Below are 21,266 nucleotides of genomic sequence, written 5' to 3'. Positions count from 1 at the left end.
CACTGCGATCCCTCACGATGGTGTCGGGAGCGTATTTAAAAAGGTAATTCATGAATTATCAATGGGTTGTAAAACAAATATTTTTTGGCGCGCATGCTGCGTAAGGCATAACGACTTGACGCGAGTACTTACCATGGAGCTAAATCATTCGAATTCAGTTTCTCCCCCAGCCCTCCAACGACAGCTCTGGTGCAGTGCCATCACGGAACACGTTCCGGCATTGCTTCTTGAGGCTTGAATGATGAATTCTGTTTATTTTCAGATGAGTGCCCCCTTTTTCTACCCCCTTCTTCATTCAATGAGATCCATGATGCGGCTCGCTGGTCTTGTGGGTTCACTTGTCTTGTCCGCCCCGACTGTCGCCTATGGTGAAGGAGAAGTTCCGCCTGTGCGGATCATGCCGTTGGGAGACTCGATCACCCAAGGATTTGGCAGCGAGGGTGGCGTTGAAGGCGGCTATCGAAACGGGCTTTATTCGTTGTTAACAACTGCCGGCTACACAGTGGATTTCGTCGGATCGCGGTCGGATTTGAACAATCCTTCCCTTCCTGACGTGGATCACCAAGGGGTTCCCGGTGCCCGTATCGAGGATCTTCGCAATCAAATGGGTGTCTGGCTGAAGGAGACCGAAGATCCTGACGTTGTTCTACTTGAAATCGGCACCAACGACTTCAGCGCGGGTGAGGGAGTCGCTCAGACCCAGGATCAACTGAAGAGCCTGATCGCGAGTCTTTCCGCGTCCCGTCCCTATACGAAAATCATTGTCGCCAGTTTGCTGCCTCGGACGGACAGCGTCGGCATCCAGACTCTTCAGGCGGAGTTCAATGCTTCGCTTCCTGGCATCGTCGCCGAACAGGTAGCCTTGGGACGCCAAGTGAGTTTCCTCGACATGAACTCCGCTTTGGGAGCGGCTGATTTGAGCGATGGAGTCCACCCGAATCTCGCAGGATATGGGAAAATGGCCGAATGCTGGCTGCCTGCGGTGACTGCCGCCATTTCGCCGTTGGGCACTTCGAGTCCGCCGGCGATCGCCCGTCTGGATTCGCGCACGGATTTGACGCATTTGACCGTGAAATTCAGCAAGCCCTTGGATGACTCGGCAGCGGCTGTCGGGAATTTCAGTCTGAGTAGCGGTGTTTCGGTTTTGCAAGCGGAGTTGGATTCCGTTTCCAAGCGGGTGGTCACCCTGACGACCAGTCCGCAAGCGCCGGGAACGCTTTATGTTTTGTCCGTTCAAGGGGTTCGCGACCGGACTCCCCAGCAGAATCTTATTTTGCCTGATACCACACGGGAGTTTACCTCGAGAACCTTGATCGACGGCAGCTTCGAATCCTATGGCCAAGGCTGGTCGTTTAGCGGAAATAATAGTGTCGTGGGCTCGCCTCTTCCGGCGACGGACGGCACCAAGCTGATGGTTTTCAACGGTGCTGAATCAGCACCGGACGGTGTGGTTTCCCAAGTGGTCGAGACCATTCCCGGCGAGAAGTATAAATTGGGATTCGATATGGGAGTGAACGGCAGCAGCGCCCTCCAATCCCTGAATGTGAAGGTGACGGGAAATTTCCCCCTTCTATCCCAGACCGAGCAACTCTCCGGTCCAGGCGGCGGCGCGACACAGTGGGCGAACAAGGACTTTGAATTTGTCGCGAACAGTTTGACCACCACGGTGACCTTTGAAGACAAATCGGCGACGACCAATTCCGTGGATCTCTTGTTGGACGATGTCCGGATGAACTTGGAAATCACGCCAACGCTGACGGTGACTTCCTCTCCTTATGTCGGCGCGAGTGTGACGGTGACGCCGGTGGATCTCAACTCGAACGGAAATGGCGACACGAATTTCACCCGCACCTACAACGAGGGGGCATCCGTGAATTTGACCGCGCCGCCGACTTCCGGTGGCTTGAATTTCGAAGAATGGCAGAAGGACGGATTGTTTTACAGCGCCTCCACCGCCATCAGCTTGACAATGGACGCCAACCACACGTTGAAGGCGGTTTACTCGCTTCTCAACAACGGCAGCTTCGAACTCGGAACCCCGGATGGAAACGGCATAGTCACGAACGTGACCTCGTGGACAACCAGCGGGGAAGTGTTCGGCTATGTGGAAAACGCACCGTATTCCAAAACCGATGGCGCGCGGCTTCTCGTTTTCAACGGTCCGTCGTCCGTTCCGAGCGGGGTGGCGTCACAGAGTTTTCCGACGATATCCGGGCAAACATACACGGTGGAGTTCGACATGGGAGTCGTGGGCACTGTCCAACAGCAGGTGCAGGTGGCGCTTACCGGAGCGGCCTCACTCTTGACCGTGACGGATTCGGCCACGGGAAACAATGCGCTTGCCTCGACCTGGCAGTATAAAAAGAGTCACGATTTTGTCGCTGACAGCGCGACGACGGTGCTGACCTTTACGGACGTGTCTTCGACAGCAGCTTCCGTGGATTTGTTATTGGACCGGGTGCGCGTCTATCTGAAGGAAGCCAATACGGTGCCGACCGCGGTGAATGACACTTACGTGGCGACCCAGAGTACCCCGCTTGTGGTTGCCGCCAGCGGCGTGCTTGTGAATGACACGGATCCTCAATTCAATCCGTTGACTGCGGTTTTAAACGTAGGCCCGGCCCATGGCAGCGTGACCTTGAATGGCAACGGAGGTTTTACCTACACACCGACGGGAGGCTATACCGGACCCGACTCGTTCGCCTATCATGCCAACGACGGTGCGCTGGATTCGAACATCGCCACGGTCACAATCACGGTGAATCCCCCCGTTGCGAACCTTGTGGCCAATGGCAGCTTTGAACTCGGGACTGCGGATGGAAACGGAGTGGTTGCCGATGTCACCAACTGGACCGAAAGCGGCAATTGTTTCGGTTATGTAACGAGCGGTGCCTACACGGCTACGGATCCGAGCAGGCTGATGGTCTTCAATGGTGGCACCGCCACGCCTAACGGAACAATCTTCCAATCGTTCGCGACGACGCCGGGGCAGGCCTATCTGTTGGCGTTTGACATGGGCGTCGTAGGAACCTCGGGCCAATCGCAGCAACTCGCGGTGACGGTCACCGGTGCAGGCACGCTTCTCTCGGAGACCGATTCCGCCACGGGAAGCGGCGTCTCAGCTTCAGCTTGGTCGGCGAAAAGCCATTATTTCGTGGCCAACAGCGCGACAACAACGCTGACCTTCACCGACGTTTCCTCAAACATCAATTTCGTGGACCTCTTACTCGATAACGTGCGGGTGACTTCCAGTGCTAACCAAGTGTTGTCCGTAACCTCATCGCCGACCAGCGGGGCGAGCGTGATCGTCACTCCGGCGGATCTCAACGGCGTTTCCAGCGGAGACACCGCATTCAACCGTGTGTATGCCAATGGCGCCTCGGTGAACCTGACCGCTCCTCTCACTCATGGTGGGACTGCCTTCGTCAAATGGCAGAAAAATGGCGTGGACTATAGCACGAACGCGGGAATCAGCGTGACGATGGATGGAAACCACGCGCTCAACGCCGTTTATCTTCCGGGCAATACGGCTCCCGTGGCGGTTGCGGATTCCTATTCGGTCAATCAGGACACCCCGCTGGTGGTGGTTGCGCCCGGCCTGCTTGCCAACGACACGGACGGGCAGATGGATTCCCTGACTGCGGTGGCAAACGTAGGGCCATCCCACGGCAATCTGAATTTGAATTCGAATGGCGGTTTCATTTACACCCCGGCGCCGGGTTACGCCGGACCCGATTCGTTTACCTATCACGCCAATGACGGACTCCTCAATTCCAACACGGTGATGGTCTCCCTGACGGTCAACGCCGCAGGTGCCAACATTCTCGTCAACGGCAGTTTTGAATCCGACATGTTCGGTTGGACCGCGACCGGCAGCCAGTTTGCCTACACCTCGGATGGCACATACGTCGCGACCGATCCGGTCAAGATGGCGGTCTTCAACGGTGGACAGCAACCTGTCAGCGGAGTGATCTCGCAGACCTTCGCGACGACACCCGGACAGTCGTATATGCTCACCTTCGACATGGGTGCCGGTGGTCCGTTCGCGGGCGTCATGGAGTTCGCGGTGACGGTGACGGGCGGAACATCGCTGCTTTCTGTGACCGATTCGGCCACGGGCACGGGTATCGGTATTTCCCAATGGGAGTCGAAGACCCACTCGTTCGTTGCGGACGGCACCTCGGCGACACTCACGTTCACCGACGTTTCAGTATCCGGACATTTCATCGATCTGTTGCTCGATAATGTGAAGGTGGTGGCCAGCGCCAACAGCACTTTGACGGTCACCTCGTCCCCGGTCACGGGCATCAATGTGGTAGTATCACCGACCGATCTCGGCCTGAGTGGCGATGGCGTTACCAATTTCATCCGGACCTACACTCCTGGCGCGACGGTTTCTCTAACCGCCCCGCTCGCCAGCGGGCCGGCGGATTTCGTGAAATGGCAGAAAAACGGGGTGGATTATTCCAACGATGCCAATGTCAGCGTGACCATGGATGGAAGCCACACGATGAACGCGGTCTATCTGGTCAACGCCGCACCGTTCGCGGTGGCGGATTCTTACTCCACCACACAGAATGTGCAACTGAGCGTCTCCGCTCCCGGCGTCAAAGGCAACGATACGGATGCGGAAATGAGTCCGCTGACGGTCCATTTGAACGACGGTCCTGCCAACGGCGACCTGACGCTGAATTCAGATGGTAGCTTCACTTACCTGCCGGATTCGAATTATCTGGGAACCGACTCGTTCACCTATCACGTCAACGACGGTGAGTTGGATTCGGCCGTTGCGACCGTGACCATCACCATCCAGGCACCCAATCTGATCGCCAACGGGAGCTTCGAGCAGGATTCCCCCGCCAATTTCGCCCCCATCCCCGTCTGGGTGGTCAATGAATCGGTCCCCGGAGCGGCGGTCATCTATAACAACGACGGAACCTACACTTCCACGGACGGTACCCATATGGCGCTGTTCAACAGCGTCAACAAAGCCTTCGGCAGCACGATTTCCCAGAGTTTCGAGACGGAGGCCGGCAAGGCCTATCAGTTGAATTTCGACACCGGCATCGTCGGCCAGCAAGGCCGCAGGCAAAGCCTCCGCACCACGGTGAACGGGAACGCCTTGCTGCTTTCCCAAACCGTATTCCTCAACGCCGGACCCGCGGCAGCCCTTTGGGGATCCTTGAGTTATACATTTGTCGCTGACAGCGCCAGCACCACGCTGATATTCCACGACAACTCCGCGGACCCGGAAACCGGCGATGCAACCAACTGCGACCTTCTCCTCGACCATGTCACGGTCAATGAAATCAGCAACACCCGCACACTGGTGGTTACCTCCACTCCGACCGCAGGGCTGGGTGTGACCGTCGCTCCTGCGGATCTGGCTGGTAGTTCCAATGGACCCACCCCCTTCTCGCGGACTTATTCATTCGGCACAACCGTGACGCTCACCGCGACCGCCACTTCGGGTCCGAAGGTCTTCCAGAAATGGCAGAAAAACGGTGTCGATGTCACTCCTGCCGGTCTGACAACGAGTGTCCTTGTGGATGACAACCACACGATGAACGCCGTGTATGTCATCGACAATTCCCCACGGGCGGCCGCGGATTCGTATCCCGCCACGGAAGACACCCTGCTGACAGTGGTGGCTCCAGGGGTTTTGACAAATGATGAGGAGCCGAACACTCTCGGAATGACTGCGGTCCTGGATGCGACCACCTCCCACGGCGTGCTTGCATTGAATCCGGATGGCAGCTTCACCTATGATCCGGCGGCGGATTTCAACGGCACCGATACGTTCACCTATCATGCGACGAACGGGTCATTGAACTCGGCAACCACCACCGTTACTCTAACTGTCGCCGCGACGAACGACCCTTCCGCCGCGACCCCGCAAACGCTCGTGACCGCGGAAGATACCCCGCTGGCAATCACCCTCGCCGGAACCGATATCGACGGGGATGTCCTGCTTTTTGCCAACACCAACCCTTCGCACGGCACGCTTTCAGGCACCGCGCCGAACCTGACCTACACCCCGACCCTGAATTACAACGGTCCCGATAGCTTCACCTTCACCGTGAACGACGGCTCCGGCCCAACGGCCCCGGCGACGGTTTCGATCACGGTCAGCGCGGTCCCCGACCCTCCGGTGGCCAACGGCCAGTCGCTCACGATGACAGGAGGAACCGTCCTGCCGCTTGTCCTCACTGGCACTGACGCGGACGGGGACGCCATTACTTATTCGATCGTGACCGCTCCCGCCCAAGGAAGCCTTTCCGGGACCCCTCCCAATCTGACTTATTACCCGGTTTCCACCTTCACCGGTTCCGACAGCTTCACCTTCAAGGCCAACGACGGCACGGCGGACTCGGCCCCCGCCACGGTTTCCATCACGATCAATGGCGTGCTTAAGAACGGCAGCTTCGAGACGGTCTCCGGCTCTCCATCCGTCCCGACTTTTTGGACCACCTCGGGAAATTTCGTGATCAAGACCGGCACCGCGTCATTGCCTTCGACCCATCCGACGACCACCTCGAAAATGGTCTCTTTCAATGACACCAACGCGGCTGCCAACGGGGTGTTTTCGCAGACTTTCGCAACGACTCCAGGACGGCCTTATAACCTTCTCTTCAGCCTCGGTGCCTACGCGGGCACATTCCAACACAGGTTGCGTGTCATGCTCACCGACAGCTCCTCGGTCAGGATCAAACCTGACGAGGATTTCCCCATCACCGGGCCGGGCGGCGTCTCCTACCTGTGGACGGAAAAGTCGACGAGCTTTGTTGCTAACAGCAACACGACCACCCTTCAGTTTCTGGATGTGCCCCTGACGAGTGCGGTCAATAACAACTCGGACCTGTTGCTCGACAATGTCCGGCTTGAACCCCAGCTCACTCATACCCTCACGGTGGCCTCCTTGCCGGATCCAGGCGTGAACGTGACGGTTAGTCCTGCGGATTCCAACTCCAAAGGAAATGGCGTCACCGGCTTCAGCCGGATTTACCTGGCCTCGCCGCTGGTCAGCCTGTCCGTGCCGGCGGCGATCGGAGCCATGAATTTCCAGAAATGGCAGCTCAACGGGGTTGATTTCGCAGTCACCCCCGCCACCAGCGTGACCATGAGCGCCGACTATCACATGACGGCGGTCTATATCCCCAATGCTCCGCCCGTTGCGGTGGCCGACAGCTATTCTACCGATGAGGACGTTCCGCTTGTCGTTCCTGCCGCCGGAGTTTTGTCAAATGACACCGACTCCGAACTTGTCGCGCTCACTGCGGTGTTGGATGTCGGACCTACTCATGGAACTCTGACATTAAATCCCACCACTGGTGCATTCAACTACACGCCAACAGCGAATTATTTCGGTTCCGACTCGTTTACCTATCACGCTTTCGACGGCGTGGTGAGTTCCTCCATCACCACCGTCACGCTTACGATCAACCCGGTCAACGACGCACCGGTGGCAGTCGCTGATTCCGGCGCGACCAATGAAGATGCCGCACTGGTGGTCGCCGCGCCCGGAGTCCTATCGAATGACACGGACGTGGAACCCGGCACTCTAACTGCGGTGCTTGATGTCGGCCCGTTGAGTGGCATGCTGGTGCTCCATGCGGATGGCAGCTACGACTACACTCCGGTCGCGAACTTCAATGGCGTCGTGACTTTCACTTACCACGCGTCCGACGGAAATCTCAGTTCGAACATCGTGACCGTAACCCTCACGGTGAACCCGGTCAACGACGCACCGGTGGCGGCGGCCGATTCCGGAACCACCGACGAGGATATCGCGTTGGTCGTCGCCGCTCCGGGTGTCTTGTCCAACGACACGGACCTGGATGGAAACTCTCTAACCGCGGTGCTCAACGCGGGACCTGCCCACGGCACTCTGACCTTGAATCCCGATGGCGGATACACCTACACTCCCACTGCGAATTATTTCGGCTCCGATTCGTTCACCTATCATGCTTTCGATGGCGTGGCGAATTCCGCAATCGTGGCGGTGTCCCTCACGGTGAACTCGATCAACGACGCGCCGGTGGCAGTGGCGGATTCAAGCGCGACTGATGAAGACTCCATCCTTCAGGTCGCCGCACCTGGAGTTCTGGGCAACGACACCGACGTGGAACCCGGCATTCTAACGGCCGTGCTCGACGCCGGTCCATCGAGTGGCACGCTGGTGCTCCGTGCCGACGGCAGCTACGACTACACGCCTGCGGCCAATTTCCACGGTGTGGCGAGCTTCACTTACCACGCAACCGATGGCACATGGGATTCCAACGTTGCGACCGTAACCATCACGGTAGATGCCATCAACGACGCGCCCGTCGCCGCGGCCGATACCGGCACGACTGACGAAGATACCGTGCTGCAGGTTGCGATTCCCGGTGTGCTGTCGAACGACAGCGATCTTGATGGCGACTCGATCACCTCAGTGCTCGATGTCGCTCCGGCCAGCGGCACGCTGGTTCTCCATGCCGACGGCAGCTACGACTACACGCCTGCGGAAAACTTCCATGGTGTGGCGTCCTTCACCTACCATGCAACCGATGGAAATCTAACTTCGAATGTCGCGACCGTGACCATCACGGTGAACTCCATCAACGACGCACCGGTGGCAGTAGCCGATTCCAGCGCGACCGACGAGGACACCGTCCTCAATGTCGCGGCTCCGGGAGTGCTGTCGAATGACAGCGATCTTGATGGCGACGCGTTCACCGCGGTGCTCGATATCGCTCCGGCCAGCGGCACGCTGGTCCTCCATGCCGACGGCAGCTACGACTATACGCCTGCGGCGAATTTCCACGGCGTAGAGACCTTCGCCTACCACGCGACCGACGGCACCCTCGATTCCAACGTTGCGACGGTGACGATCACGGTCAATCCGATCAATGACGCGCCCGTCGCCACAGCCGATTCGGGAGCCACTGACGAAGACACCATTCTCAATGTTGTAGCTCCTGGCGTCCTGTCCAACGACACGGACCTCGACGGGGATTCGCTTACGGCGGTGCTTGATGTCGCTCCGGCCAACGGCACGCTGTTGCTCCGCGCCGATGGCAGCTACGACTACACGCCTGCGGCAAACTTCCACGGCCAATCAATCTTCACCTATCACGCGACCGACGGAAATCTGGACTCCAACGTCATGACCGTGACGATCACGGTCAATCCGATCAATGACGCACCCGTCGCCGTGGCCGATTCCGGCACGACTGACGAGGATACCGTCCTGCATGTGGTTGCTCCTGGAGTCCTCGCCAATGACAACGACTTCGACGGTGACACCTTCACCGCAGTACTTGATGCTGGCCCATCAAGCGGCACGTTGGTGCTCCAATCCGACGGCAGTTACGACTACACGCCTGCGGCCAACTTCCACGGCGTGGCGGGCTTCACCTACCACGCGACTGACGGCACCCTCGATTCCAACGTCGTGACCGTGACGATCACGGTCAGTCCGATCAATGACGCACCGGTGGCCGCCGCCGATTCCGGCACGACTGACGAGGATACCGTCCTGCATGTCGTTGCTCCTGGAGTCCTCGCCAATGACAACGACCTCGACGGTGACACCTTCACCGCAGTGCTTGATGTTGGCCCATCAAGCGGCACGTTGGTTCTCCAAGCCGACGGCAGCTATGACTACACGCCTGCGGCCAATTTCCACGGTGTGGCGAGCTTCACCTACCACACGACCGACGGCACCCTCGATTCCAACATCGTGACCGTGACGATCACGGTGAACTCCATCAATGACGCACCCGTCGCCGTCGCCGATTCGGAAACCACTGACGAAGACATCATGCTGCAGGTTGCTGCTCCCGGAGTGCTTGCCAATGACAGCGATCTTGACGGCGACTCGCTCACCGCAGTGCTCGATGTCGCTCCGACTAGCGGCACGCTGGTGCTCCAGGCCGACGGCAGCTACGACTACACCCCTGCGGCGAATTTCCACGGCGTCGCGACCTTCACCTACCACGCGACCGACGGCACCCTCGATTCCAACGTCGCGACCGTGACGATCATAGTGAACTCGATCAATGACGCACCCGTCGCTGTGGCCGATTCCGGCACGACCGACGAAGACATCATGCTGCAGGTTGCGGCTCCCGGAGTGCTTGCCAACGACAGCGATCTTGATGGTGACGCGTTCACCGCAGTGCTCGACGTCGGTCCTTCGAGCGGTACGCTGGCCCTCAACCCCGACGGCGGCTACGACTATACCCCAGCAGCGAACTTCCACGGCCAAGCGACCTTCACCTACCACGCGACCGACGGCACCCTCGATTCCAACGTCGCGACCGTGACGATCACAGTGAACTCGATCAACGACGCTCCGGTAGCAGCAGCCGATTCCAGTACGACCGACGAGGACATCTTGCTGCAGGTTGCTGCTCCCGGAGTGCTTGCCAACGACAGCGATCTTGACGGCGACGCGATCACTGCAGTGCTCGATGTCGCTCCGACTGGTGGCACGCTGGTGCTCCATGCTGACGGCGGCTATGACTACACGCCTGCGGTGAATTTCCACGGCGTGGTGAGCTTCACCTACCACGCGACCGACGGAAATCTGAACTCCAACGTCGCGACCGTGACGATCACGGTGAACTCCATTAACGACGCACCGACGGCGTTGGCGGATTCCGGCACGACCGACGAGGACGCTATCCTCCATGTCGCGGCTCCGGGGGTCTTGTCCGACGACACGGACCTCGACGGGGATTCGCTTATGGCGGTGCTCGATATCGCTCCGACCAGCGGCACGCTGGTGCTCCACGCTGACGGCAGCTATGATTACACGCCTGCGGCAAACTTCCACGGCGTCGCGACGTTCACCTACCATGCGACGGATGGAAATCTAACTTCGAATGTCGCGACCGTGACGATCACGATCAACCCGATCAACGACGCGCCGGTCGCAGTGGCCGACTCCGGCACGACCGATGAGGACACCGTGCTGCACGTCGTAGCCTCTGGTATACTCGCCAATGACAGCGACTTGGACGGTGACCCGCTCACCGCGGTGCTTGATGTCGGTCCATCCAGCGGCACGCTGGTTCTCCAAGCTGACGGCAGCTATGATTACACGCCTGCGGCAAACTTCCACGGTGTGGCGAGCTTCACCTACCACACGACCGACGGAAATCTGGACTCCAACGTCGTGACAGTGACGATCACTGTCAGTCCGATCAATGACGCACCGGTGGCCGCCGCCGATTCCGGCACCACCGACGAGGATACCGTCCTTCATGTCAGTGCCCCGGGAGTGATTGCCAACGACAGCGATCTCGAAGGCGACACATTCACTGCGGTGCTCGAAGTCGGTCCGTCGAGCGGCACGCTGGCCCTCAACCCCGACGGCAGCTACGACTATACCCCGGCAGCGAACTTCTACGGCATTGCGACGTTCACCTACCACGTCACCGATGGCACCCTGAACTCCAACATTGCAACGGTAACTCTCACGGTAAACTCCATCAATGACGCACCCGTGGCAGCGGCCGATTCCGGAACCACCAACGAGGACACCGCGTTGGTTGTCGCCGCGCCGGGTGTGCTATCCAATGACACCGATCTTGACGGTGATACGTTTACCGCAGTGCTCAACGCGGGACCTGCCCATGGCACCCTAACATTGAATCCCAATGGCGGATACACCTACACTCCCGCTGCGAATTATTCGGGTTCCGACTCGTTCACCTATCATGCGACCGACGGAAATTTGAATTCCAACATCATGACGGTGACCCTCACGGTGAACTCGGTCATCGACGACGGATTTGCCAACTGGTTGGCGGGTTACGGGCTGGTTGGAAATCCAGGCGAGGATCCGGACCACGATGGCATCAGCAATGCCGTGGAGTTTGTGATCGGAGGGGATCCGAAAAGCCAATCGAACGCCAACTGGTTGCCTACCGTGTCGCTGGCGAATCCAGCCCCGAATGAAAATCTGCCTAACAAAAGCTACCTCCTTTTCACCTACCGTCGCACGGACCTCGCGAAGGGTGATGATCGCACCTCCATCCGTGTAGACTGGAGCGCCGATTTCGCGGCGTGGACCAATACCCAAGGCACCTCCGGCGTATTGGTGGTCGAAGGCAATGACGAGGCTGCTCCCGGAGTGGACTTGGTGAAGGTTTATATTCCGCTTTCACTTTCTGCCAACGGGAAGCTGTTTGCCCGCCTCGTGGTTTCCATAGACGTGCCCTCTGTGAACAATGCTCCTGTTGCCCTAGCGCAAAATCTTTCGGCCAACGAGGACATCCCGCTTCCGGTTACCCTTGCCGCCACCGACTCGAACAACGACGTCCTAACTTATTCCGTTGCCGGCAATCCGCTTCATGGCACGCTCACCGGGACAGTCCCGAATCTGATCTACACTCCGAGTGCGAACTATTCCGGTCCGGACAGTTTCACGTTTATTGCAAACGATGGGGCTGTCAGTTCGGCGTCCGCAACGGTTTCAATCACGGTGAACCCAGTAAACGACGTTCCTGTGGCGAACGCTCAGTCGGTGAATGTCAACGAGGACAACTCGCTGGCGATCACCCTGTCAGGCAGCGATGTTGAAACCAGCTCGCTGAATTTCGTCGAGATCGGCACTCCGCTCCACGGCAATCTGACCGGCACCCCGCCGAATGTCACCTATCATCCGGTGGCGAACTACTATGGAGCGGACAGCTTCACGTTCAAAGTAAACGACGGTGCGTCCGACTCACTTGCCGCGACGGTATCGATCACGGTGAACTCGATCAATGACGTGCCTGTCGCATTCGCCCAATCGGTGAGTCTCAACGAAGACAGTACGCTGGCGATCACGCTGGTAGGCAACGACGTTGAAACCAGCTCGCTGAATTTCGTCGAGATCGGCACTCCGCTCCATGGGAACCTGACCGGCACCCCGCCGAATCTGACCTATCATCCGGTAGCGAACTACAACGGGCCGGACAGCTTCACGTTCAAAGTCAACGACGGTGCTGCGAGTTCGACCGCTGCGACGGTGTCGATCACGGTGAACTCGGTCATCGACGATTCATTCGCCAGCTGGCTTGCAGGATACGGACTCGTCGGAAATCCCGGAGATGATCCGGACCATGACGGCATCAGCAATGCGGTCGAGTTTGTGATCGGCGGAGATCCGAAAAATCAATCGAACGTCAACTGGCTGCCTACCGTGTCGCTGGCGAATCCCGCTCCGAATGAAAACCTTCCTAACAAAAACTATCTGCTCTTCACCTATCGTAGGACGGACCTTGCGAAGGCCGATGAAAAGACCTCCATCCGCGTGGACTGGAGCACCAATTTCTCGATCTGGACCAATACCCAGGGCACACTTGGTGTGATCGTGGTGGAAGGCAATGACGAGGCCGGTCCGGGAGTGGACCTGGTGAAGGTTTACATTCCGCGGCTTCTGGCGAATCAAGGTAGTCTGTTCGCCCGTTTTGTGGTTTCCATCGATGTTCCGCATGTGAACAATGCTCCGGTCGCCCAATCCCAGAATCTTAGTGTCAACCAAGGTGTGTCCTTGCCGGTCACTTTGGCCGCCAACGATTCGGAGAACGATCCAATGACCTACGCTGTTAGCAACGGGCCGATTCACGGCACCTTGAGCGGTTCCGGAGCGAATCAGATTTATACCCCTGCGGCAAACTACAGCGGACCTGACAGCTTCACGTTTGTCGCGAACGACGGGATCGCCACCTCGCTTCCTGGTACGATTTCGATCACGGTAAACGCGGTGAACCAATTCAACCAATGGATGAGCAGTTACGGACTGAGCGCATCTCCCGGAGCAGACTCCGATAAGGATTCGATCAGCAATGCGGTTGAATATGTCATCGGAGGAAATCCAGCCAATCAATCGGACGCGGCTTTCCTGCCAACGGTGTCTCTGGCGAATCCACCTCCGAATGAAAATTTTCCTAACAAAGACTACCTCCTCTTCACCTACCGCCGCACGGATCTGGCGAACACCGATCCGTCCACCACGATCAAAGTGGAATGGAACACGGATTTCGTCGGTTCCTGGACAAACGCTCAAGGAGCTCCGGGTGTCGTGATCGTTCCTAGCAATGATGCGGCCGCGCCGGGTGTGGATCTTGTGAAGGTTTACATTCCCCGATCGCTTGCCGTAAACGGGCGGATTTTCGCACGTCTCAATGTAGTCATATCTGTTCCCTGAATGGGTCGGATCGTAGCCTCGGAATCAAACAAATATATGGGATCAAGTCATTCAGCCGCGTTGGGAGAGTCCCATGCCCGCCACGAATGCTCGTCGCCAAATTTTGCCCGCAGGATTTACAGACGGCTTCGGGATGGATTATTCCAATCGTGGAGGATGGGCTGGCTCAGACGTTCGGGGCCGGGCCGGTTTGGAAAACTGGCGGCGAGCCTCGCGTCGTGGGGTACCGCACCCTATCATGGCAGGGCGTTTTTGGCGGATCTCCAGCCGGAAGGATTCATCGCGCCCAGCGCGTCGATCTCACATCAGGGCCTCAAGCTGGGACGGAATGTTTACATCGGAGACAAGGTCGTCGCATCCAGTTCTAACGACGGTGGCATCGTCGAACTTGGCGATCGGGTGCAGTTGTACGGAGATACCTTCCTCGAAACCGGATCCGGCGGCAGCATTCATATTGGCGAAGGAACCCACGTGCAGCCGGGTTGCCATATCCATGCCCACCTCACGGAAATAAGGATCGGCAGGAATGTGGAGATCGCGTCCGGATGTGGCTTCTTTTCATACGACCACGGAATCGAGCCCGGAATTCCGATCATGGACCAGCCCATCACGAGCAAAGGCGGAATCACGGTTGGCGACGGAGCCTGGCTCGGCTATCGGGTTACGGTTCTCCAAGGAGTGACCATTGGTGCCGGAGCGGTGATTGGTGCCGGTTCAGTGGTGGTCCGGGACATTCCCGAGAATGCGATCGCCGCCGGCACTCCGGCAAAAGTGATCAAATACCGCACCATCGGACACAACTGATCGTCGATCATTTCATACAAACTACCAGATATCAGATTTAACCATGAAAGCAGTCATATTCGCGGGAGGATTCGGAACCCGCATCAGCGAGGAAAGCAGCGTGAGGCCGAAGCCCATGATCGAAATCGGCAGCCGTCCGATCCTGTGGCATATCATGAAGATCTACTCCGCCCACGGCATCAATGATTTTGTCATCTGCTGTGGCTACAAGGGATACATGATCAAGGACTACTTTGCGAACTATCACCTCCACACGGCGGACGTCACCTATGACCTCAAGAACCAGAAGACGATCATTCACCGCTGCGATGCCGAACCTTGGAAGGTCACTTGCGTTGAAACAGGCGAGAAGACCATGACCGGCGGACGCTTGAAGCGTGTCGCGGATTATGTAGGTGATGAAACCTTTTGCCTAACCTACGGCGACGGAGTCACCGACATCGACATCACCGCGAGCATCGCCTACCACAAGGCGCACGGCAAACTGGCAACTCTCTCCGCTGTGCAGTCTCCCGGACGTTTCGGCGCCTTCACCCTCCATGCCGAGAACGACAGCGTCGAATCCTTCGCTGAAAAGCCAAAAGGCGACGGCGCATGGATCAACGGCGGATTCTTCGTGCTGGAGCCCGACGTGATGGAATTCATCGCCGACGACACCACCGTCTGGGAGCGCGAACCGATGGAAACTCTTGCCAGGACCGGACAGCTCCAGGCACGGCGCCACGAAGGCTTCTGGCAATCCATGGATACCCTGCGCGACAAGATGTATCTCGAAGAGCTGCTGGCCAAGGGGAACGAGCCTTGGAATATTTGGGACAACAAGTGACCCTGAATTTCTAACGATCATGGAAACTTACGACTACGTGGTGATTGGTGGCGGCATCGTGGGACTTTCGACCGCGCTGCATCTCGGGGAGATGTTCCCGGGTTCCCGCGTGATCGTTTTGGAAAAGGAGTCCACCACGGCACAGCACCAGACCGGCCGCAACTCGGGCGTCATCCATTCCGGAATTTACTATAAACCAGGCAGCTTTAAGGCACAGTTCGCCAAGTCCGGAGCAGTCAGCATGGTGGAGTTCTGCCGGAAGCACGACATCCCGCACGACGTCTGTGGCAAGGTGATCGTCGCCACCAAGGAGAGCGAGCTGCCCCTGCTGGAGAATCTCTATCAGCGGGGAATCCAGAACGAGGTTCCTGTCGAAAAAGTCGGTGCGGAGCGTGTGAGGGAAATCGAACCCCACGTGAAATGCCTCGCCGGTGTTCTCGTCAAATCGACCGGGATCACCAGCTATCCGGCGGTTTGCAAAAAATATCTCGAACTCATCGAGGAAAGCGGCGGTGAAGTGAAGTTCGGCACCAAGGTCGAGCGCATCATCGACCGCGGTTCGCTGCAGGTTGTTGTCACGGATTCCGGTGAGTATGAAGCGAAGTTCGTCGTCAACTGTGCCGGCCTCCACAGCGACCGCGTCGCCAAAATGGCGGGAGCGGATCCCGGAGCGCAGATCGTCCCATTTCGTGGCGAGTATTTCGAATTGGTTCCGGAGAAGCGCCATCTGGTGAAGACTCTCATCTATCCGGTGCCGAATCCCGACTTCCCGTTCCTCGGCGTCCATTTCACCAAGATGATCGACGGCTCGGTCCACGCCGGTCCGAACGCAGTGCTCGCGTTGAAGCGCGAAGGTTATTTCAAAACAGATTTCAATTTCCGCGACACCTGCGACACGCTGACCTACCCCGGCTTCTGGAAACTTGTTAGCAAAAACCTGGGCGAAGGGATGAAGGAAATCCACCGCTCGTTCTTCAAGGCGGCATTCGTCCGCAGCCTTCAGGAACTGATTCCCGAAGTCCAATCGGCTGATTTCGTTCCCTGCAAGGCGGGCGTGCGCGCCCAGGCATTGGTCAACGACGGCAAGATGGTGGACGACTTCCTCATCGTGAAAGGCCGCAATTCCCTGCACGTCTGCAACGCGCCGTCACCCGCCGCCACCGCATCCCTCGAAATCGGCAAGGCGATCGCCAAGCAGGTTTCTGAATTTTCCCCACTCTCACCCCCCACATTGAACTACGCATGAAAATACTTGTTACCGGAACAGAAGGATATCTCGGCGCGCTGTTGGCGCCATTGTTGATTGAACGTGGTCATGAAGTGACCGGAGTCGATACCGGCTATTATAGGTCCGGCTATCTCTATAACACGAAGGGCAATCAGCCGAAGACGCTGATCAAGGACATCCGGCATCTGACGCTGGAGGATCTGAAAGGTCATGATGCCGTCGTCCACATGGCGGAACTTTCCAACGATCCGACCGGAGAGCTGGCCCCGCACATCACTTATGAAGTGAACCACAAGGGCTCGGTCCGCCTCGCACAACTTGCGAAGGAAGCCGGCGTCCGTCGTTTTATTTACATGTCTTCATGTTCGGTTTACGGCGTCGCCGATGGAGATACCCCGGTCACCGAGGAAACTCCGTCCAACCCGCAGACCGCCTATGCGATTTGCAAAACCCTCTGCGAGCGCGACATTATGCCGCTGGCGGATTCGAAGTTCTCACCGGTTTTCTTCCGCAACTCGACCGCGTTCGGCGCTTCGCCACGTCAGCGTTTCGACATCGTGGTGAACAACCTTTGCGGCCTCGCTTGGACGACCAAGGAAATCAAGATGATCAGCGATGGCTCGCCATGGCGTCCGTTGGTTCACGGTCTCGACATCGGCAAGGCGATCTGCTGTGCGCTGGATGCCCCGGTCGATGCGATTCACGGACAAATCCTCAACATCGGATCCAACGATCAGAACTATCGCGTTCGCGAAGTCGCCGAGATCGTTGCGGAGAATTTCCCCGGTTGTACCACCACTTTTGGCGTACAGGGTGCTGATAACCGCAGCTACCGCGTGAGCTTCGACAAGCTGGCCAAGCATCTTCCCGATTTCAAATGCGACTGGGACGTGCCGAAGGGTGCCAAGCAGTTCCATGACCTCTTCGAACAGATCGACTTCACCAAGGAAGACTTCCTTTCCCGCGGATTCACCCGGCTCAAGCAACTCGAATATCTCATCCGCACCGAACAGATCGACCAGGACTTCTTCTGGAAGACGAATCTGTGAGAGAATCCTTTCATCATTCATACGAATCACCTCCCCATGAAGCACTCCCCCGAATGCCGCTTTTGCGCCGAACCGCTCGCCCATGTGATGTGCGACCTCGGCATGTCACCGATGGCCAACTCTTACGTGAAGTTCGAGCACGCGCAGAATGCCGAGAAACACTATCCGCTCAAGGTATGGATTTGTGAAAAATGCCTGCTCTCGCAGCTTGAAAGCTTCGAGTCGCCGGACGCCATCTTCAGCGATTACCTCTATTTCAGCAGCTTCTCCACCAGTTGGGTCGAGCATGCCCGCAAGTATTGCGAGATGATGACCGAGCGCTTCGGCTTCAATGCTGATAGCCAGATCGTCGAGATCGCCAGCAACGACGGCTATCTGCTCCAACACTTCAAGGCCAAGGGCATTCCGGTGCTCGGGGTCGAGCCGGCCGCAAATGTCGCCAAGGTGGCATGGGAGGAAAAGGGCATTCCGAGCGTCGTTAAATTCTTCGGCGTGGAAACCGCGAAGGAACTCGTCGCCACCGGCAAGGCCGCCGATCTCCTGATGGGCAACAACGTCATGGCCCACGTGCCTGACATCAACGATTTCATCGGCGGATTGAAAATCGCTCTCAAGCCTGACGGCGTCATCACCTTCGAGTTTCCACACCTTCAGCGTTTGATCGACGAGAATCAGTTCGACACCGTCTATCATGAACACTTCTCGTATCTGTCGTTCCTCGCAGTGGAGAAAATGTTCGCGCATCACGGGCTAACACTTTTCGACGTCGAGGAACTTCCCACTCACGGCGGTTCGCTGCGGATTTTCGCACGTCACACCGAAAACGCCGGTGCGAAAACCGCCATCACCGAACGCGTCGAAGCGATGCGGAAACAGGAAACCTCGTTCGGCCTGACCGACATGGAGACCTACACCTCGTTTGGCGAGAAAGTAAAGTCCACCAAGCGCAAGCTGCTCAAGTTCCTCATCGAAGCCAAGGAAGCGGGCAAATCCATCGTCGGTTATGGAGCCGCGGCCAAAGGTGTCACACTCGTGAACTACTGTGGTGTTCGCGATGACCTCGTTGACTATGTGGTGGACAAGAGCCCTTACAAACAGAACCACTTCATGCCAGGAGTGCGGATCCCGATCTACGGACCGGAGAAAATTTTCGAAACCAAACCGGACTACGTGCTCATCCTCCCGTGGAACCTAAAAAAGGAAATCAGCGGTGAGATGGCAAAAATCCGGGAGTGGGGCGGAAAATTCGTCGTTCCGATTCCCGAGGTCACGGTGCTTGATTGATCGGTCTAACCAAACTTGTTTGCGATGACGCCATCAGACATCGAGGCCGTCGGGCTTGCCATGCATGCGCTGGCCACCGAGTTGTATCCGCATTGCCGGAGCATCACCGGTGACGGCGTGCGCACGACCTTGAAGCGGTTGTCACGGGAGATCCCGTTGACAATCCATGAGGTGCCCACCGGCACCGAAGTGTTTGACTGGACCGTGCCTGAGGAATGGAACATTCGCGAGGCGTGGATCAAGGATGCGAAGGGCAGAAAGGTGGTTGATTTCGCAAATCACAATCTGCACCTCCTTGGCTACAGCGTGCCGGTGCATGAGAAAATGTCGTTGGCCGATCTGAAGCCGAGACTTTTCACTGTCCCTGAACAACCGGATCTCATTCCCTATCGCACCAGTTACTATAAGAAAAACTGGGGCTTCTGTCTTCCGCATCGGGATTTGGAAAATTTGGAGGAAGGGGAGTATGAGGTCTTCATCGATTCCGACCATACGCAAGGCAGCCTGTCCTACGGTGAATATTTCATCCCCGGCGCGACGACCGAGGAGGTTTTGATTTCCTGTCACACCTGCCATCCGTCGCTGGCGAATGACAATCTGGCAGGTAGCGCCGTTGCGGTGGCTCTTGCGAAACAACTGGCCAGCCAGCCGCGTCGTTTATCCTACCGCTTTTGCTTCATCCCGGGCACCATTGGTTCGATCACCTGGCTCGCGACCAACCCTAACGTCTATCCACGGATCAAGCACGGCCTCGTTCTCACCTGCGCCGGTGACGAGGGCGCCGTGACCTATAAGAAATCACGGAGTGGCATCGCGATGATTGATCGTGCCATGCAGCAGGTTCTCAAAACCAGCGGTGACAAATACCATGTGGAGGAATTTCATCCCTACGGCTATGACGAGAGACAATACGGTTCTCCCGGCATCAACCTGCCAGTCGGCTGCCTCATGCGTTCGCCCCATGGAACTTTCCCGGAGTATCACACAAGCGCCGACAACCTCGATTTCATCAAACCACATTGCATGGCGGACACGTTGACGAAGACGCTTGATGCGATCGAAGTGCTGGAAAGCAACGCATGTTTCGTGAACCTGAAACCCATGTGTGAGCCGAAACTCGGTAAATACGGGCTCTACGGCGATGGCGGCGGCCAGAGGACCGGAGAGTTCAGCGAACTCGCGTTGCTTTGGGTGCTCAACCAATCGGACGGAACAAACGATCTCCTTGCGATTGCCGAACGCTCCGGAATGACCTTCCGGAAAATCCTAACCGCCGCCCTGTCACTCGAAAAAGCAGGGCTTCTCCGGCGTGAAAATCAACCAACCCCTGCGACATGATTTTCCACGAAACCAAACTCGCCGGAGCATTCATCGTTGAGCTCGATCGGAAGGTCGATACCCGTGGCTTCTTCGCGCGGTCCTATTGCTCCAACGAGCTGAAGCAACATGGAATCAATTTTCTGCCAGCGCAGGCGAACATTTCGCACAGCACGGTAAAGGGCACCCTTCGCGGAATGCACTATCAGGGAGCGCCGGTCAGCGAAACCAAGTTTATCCGTTGCATTCGCGGCGCGGTATGGGACGTGATTATCGATATGCGCCCGGACTCACCCACCTACCTCCAGCATGTGGGAGTGGAGCTCAGTGCTGAAAACGGCCGGGCAATCTATGTTCCGGATCTGTTCGCCCACGGCAACCAGGCATTAACCGACGATGCCGAGCTTTTCTATCTGATGGGCGGTCCCTACACCCCGGGATTCGAAAAAGCAGTCCGCTTCGATGATCCCGCGATCGGCATCGAGTGGCCGTTGCCCGTGACCGTCGTCGATGACAAGGACCGGAACTGGCCGCCGCTGGATGCTAACCAAACGGAGGGCGTGAAGTGAGATG

At 57.5% G+C, this 21,266-nt stretch carries 8 protein-coding genes; all 8 read left to right on the top strand.

Annotated elements, in window-relative coordinates; genetic code table 11:
• The first annotated feature begins 307 nt into the window (after positions 1-307).
• The 8 genes from ABIQ96_RS11700 (at position 308) to rfbC (ending at position 21,262) form a co-directional block, all read left to right on the top strand.
• Positions 308-14,185, top strand: coding sequence for an Ig-like domain-containing protein (locus ABIQ96_RS11700; RefSeq protein ID WP_348214773.1), 13,878 nt, complete (start codon positions 308-310; stop codon positions 14,183-14,185).
• A 156-nt stretch (positions 14,186-14,341) separates the two neighbouring features.
• Positions 14,342-14,989 (top strand): acyltransferase, encoded by a 648-nt coding sequence (locus ABIQ96_RS11695; RefSeq protein ID WP_348214772.1) that lies wholly within the window; start codon positions 14,342-14,344, stop codon positions 14,987-14,989.
• 43 nt (positions 14,990-15,032) lie between these two features.
• Positions 15,033-15,815 carry a glucose-1-phosphate cytidylyltransferase gene (gene rfbF, locus ABIQ96_RS11690; protein WP_348214771.1) on the top strand — a complete coding sequence of 261 codons (783 nt, stop codon included), beginning with the start codon at positions 15,033-15,035 and terminating at the stop codon, positions 15,813-15,815.
• 19 nt (positions 15,816-15,834) lie between these two features.
• On the top strand, positions 15,835-17,061 hold the full coding sequence (lhgO, locus tag ABIQ96_RS11685) for an L-2-hydroxyglutarate oxidase (RefSeq protein ID WP_348214770.1): 1,227 nt from the start codon (positions 15,835-15,837) through the stop codon (positions 17,059-17,061).
• Positions 17,058-18,092 carry an SDR family oxidoreductase gene (locus ABIQ96_RS11680; protein WP_348214769.1) on the top strand — a complete coding sequence of 345 codons (1,035 nt, stop codon included), beginning with the start codon at positions 17,058-17,060 and terminating at the stop codon, positions 18,090-18,092. The genes lhgO and ABIQ96_RS11680 overlap by 4 nt, the downstream gene beginning before the upstream one ends.
• Before the next feature lie 36 nt (positions 18,093-18,128).
• On the top strand, positions 18,129-19,376 hold the full coding sequence (locus ABIQ96_RS11675; protein WP_348214768.1) for a class I SAM-dependent methyltransferase: 1,248 nt from the start codon (positions 18,129-18,131) through the stop codon (positions 19,374-19,376).
• Positions 19,377-19,400: 24 nt separating this feature from the next.
• Complete coding sequence (locus ABIQ96_RS11670; RefSeq protein ID WP_348214767.1) at positions 19,401-20,714, top strand: DUF4910 domain-containing protein; 1,314 nt, start codon at positions 19,401-19,403, stop codon at positions 20,712-20,714.
• Positions 20,711-21,262, top strand: a complete 552-nt coding sequence (gene rfbC, locus ABIQ96_RS11665) for a dTDP-4-dehydrorhamnose 3,5-epimerase (RefSeq protein WP_348214766.1) — start codon at positions 20,711-20,713, stop codon at positions 21,260-21,262. The genes ABIQ96_RS11670 and rfbC overlap by 4 nt, the downstream gene beginning before the upstream one ends.
• Positions 21,263-21,266 lie beyond the last annotated feature (4 nt).

Source organism: Luteolibacter sp., from assembly GCF_039920825.1.
Taxonomy (GTDB): Bacteria; Verrucomicrobiota; Verrucomicrobiia; order Verrucomicrobiales; family Akkermansiaceae; genus Luteolibacter.
Note: the sequence above shows the minus strand (reverse complement) of the source record. Positions and strands in the feature narration are given on the sequence as shown.

What these genes read in the sequence shown, in the direction of transcription:
- ABIQ96_RS11700 (WP_348214773.1), top strand. Translation starts at nt 308, where the DNA reads ATGATGCGGCTCGCTGGTCTTGTGGGTTCACTTGTCTTGTCCGCCCCG.
- ABIQ96_RS11695 (WP_348214772.1), top strand. Translation starts at nt 14,342, where the DNA reads ATGGGCTGGCTCAGACGTTCGGGGCCGGGCCGGTTTGGAAAACTGGCG.
- rfbF (WP_348214771.1), top strand. Translation starts at nt 15,033, where the DNA reads ATGAAAGCAGTCATATTCGCGGGAGGATTCGGAACCCGCATCAGCGAG.
- lhgO (WP_348214770.1), top strand. Translation starts at nt 15,835, where the DNA reads ATGGAAACTTACGACTACGTGGTGATTGGTGGCGGCATCGTGGGACTT.
- ABIQ96_RS11680 (WP_348214769.1), top strand. Translation starts at nt 17,058, where the DNA reads ATGAAAATACTTGTTACCGGAACAGAAGGATATCTCGGCGCGCTGTTG.
- ABIQ96_RS11675 (WP_348214768.1), top strand. Translation starts at nt 18,129, where the DNA reads ATGAAGCACTCCCCCGAATGCCGCTTTTGCGCCGAACCGCTCGCCCAT.
- ABIQ96_RS11670 (WP_348214767.1), top strand. Translation starts at nt 19,401, where the DNA reads ATGACGCCATCAGACATCGAGGCCGTCGGGCTTGCCATGCATGCGCTG.
- rfbC (WP_348214766.1), top strand. Translation starts at nt 20,711, where the DNA reads ATGATTTTCCACGAAACCAAACTCGCCGGAGCATTCATCGTTGAGCTC.